Origin of the sequence: Streptomyces corchorusii (genome assembly GCF_001514055.1) — a bacterium.
Taxonomy (GTDB): Bacteria; Actinomycetota; Actinomycetes; order Streptomycetales; family Streptomycetaceae; genus Streptomyces; species Streptomyces olivaceoviridis.
Genome location: NZ_KQ948354.1, coordinates 333,192 through 335,135 on the forward strand (window position 1 = coordinate 333,192; position 1,944 = coordinate 335,135).

Annotated in this window: 1 protein-coding gene; it reads right to left on the reverse strand. The window is 76.0% G+C overall.

Annotated features, from left to right (window positions below):
• A partial coding sequence (locus AQJ11_RS11510; RefSeq protein WP_159061648.1) for a condensation domain-containing protein occupies positions 1–1,944 on the reverse strand: 1,944 nt, incomplete at both ends.

Here is a 1,944-nt window from a genome sequence, read left to right on the forward strand (position 1 = left end):
AACTCCCCCGCCACCCGCACGGTCCCACCGACCAGGAGCGGGGCCAGCATCTGCCACACGGAGACGTCGAACGTCAGCGGCGCGTTCTGCACCACCGACTCACCCGCCACCAACTCCAGGTCACCCACCTTGGCCCACAGGTGGTTCACCATCCCCGAGCGCTGCACCATCGCCCCCTTCGGCCGGCCCGTGGACCCGGACGTGAACATCACGTACGCCAGGTCCAGGCCCCCGCCGAGGGCGGCCGGCAGGGCGTGGTCGTGGAGGGAGTCCTCCAGGACCAGGACGGTGACGTCACCGGCGAGTTCACGGGCCTGAGCCGCGTGCGCGCGCCCGGTGAGGAGGTGGCGGGCGCCGCTGTCGGCGAGCAGGGACGCGTTGCGGGCCGCCGGGGCCGCCGGGTCCAGCGGCAGATACGCCCCGCCCGCGCCCAGGACGCCCAGGACGCCCGTCACGAACGGCACCCCGGGGTCGGCGAGCATCGCCACCACCGAACCGAGGCCCGCGCCGGCCTCGGTCAGGAGCGCCGACAGGCCGCCGGCGCGCTCCACGAGGTCGCCGTAGGTGACGCTGTCCGTGCCGTCGGCCACGGCGACGGCGTCCGGCACGCGGGCCGCGACGGCCCGCACGCGTTCCACGACGCCGAGGCTCTCCTCGGGCAGGCCGGGGTCCCAGGAGCCGAGCAGTCCGCCGAGTTCGCCGGGCTGCCCGGGGCGGCCCAGGGTGGCCGGTCCGGTGATGTCGATCCGGGCGAGCGGCAGGTCGCCGTCGTCGACGACGGTGTGCAGCAGGTGGCGGACCATGACGGCGATGCGGTCGACGTCGGCGCCGGTGAACAGGTCGGGCGCGTAGTCGAAGCGCAGGGTCAGGGTGTCGCCGGGGAACACCGCCATGCTGAGCGGGTGGTGGCGGGCGTCCAGGGCCTCGGTGCGCACCACGCGGGGTCCGTCGGTGCCGGTGGCCGGGCCGGCCGCGTCGAGCGGGAAGTTCTCGAAGAGGACGACGGTGTCGAAGACCTCGCCGGACAGGCCCGCCGCCTTGTGGATCTCGGCGAGGCCCAGGTGCTCGTGCGGCAGCAGCGCGGTCTGCTGGTGCTGGAGGGTGCGCAGCAGCTCGGCGAGCCGGGTGCCGGGGTGCAGCCGGGCCCGCACGGGCACGGTGGTGAGGAACATGCCGATCATCGACTCGACGTCGGGGACCTCGGCGGGCCGCCCGGAGGTGACGGCGCCGAAGACGACGTCCTGGCGGCCGGTGAGCCGGCCGAGCAGCAGCGCCCAGCAGCCCTGGAGCACGGTGTTGAGGGGCAGTCCCCGGGCGCGGGCCCAGGCGGTGAGGGCCTGGGTCAGGTCGCGCGGGAGGTCGAGCCGCAGGGATTCGGGGAGCACCGGCGCCCGGTCGGGGCCGGCGTCCACGAGGAGGGTCGGCCCGTCGAGGTCGGCGAGCGCCGCGCGCCAGGCCGCGCGGGCGGCCTCCCGGTCCTGCCGGGCCAGCCATCGGAGGTAGGAGCGGTAGGGGACGGGGGCGGGCAGCGCGGTGCCGTCGGTGCCGGGCCGGCCGAGGGTGAACAGCTCCCGGACCAGCAGCGGCATCGACCAGCCGTCGACGAGGATGTGGTGGCTGGTCCACAGGAAGCGGTGCCGGCCCTCGCCGTGGGTGACGAGCGTGAACCGCAGCAGCGGCGGGCGCTCCAGGTCGAAGCGGTGGCCGCGTTCGGCGGCGGTGATCCGCTCCAGCTCGGCGCCGCGCTCGGGTTCCGGCAGGTCGCGCAGGTCGATCTCCTGCCAGGGGAGTTCCGCGCGGGCGGGGATCAGCTGCACGGGGGCGCCGGCGGGCCGGGCCCGGAAGGACGCGCGCAGGTTGGGGTGCCGGTCCAGGACGGCCTGGCCGGCGGCGCGCAGTGCGGCCGGGTCGAGGTCGCCCTCGATCTCGGCGACGATCTGGAGG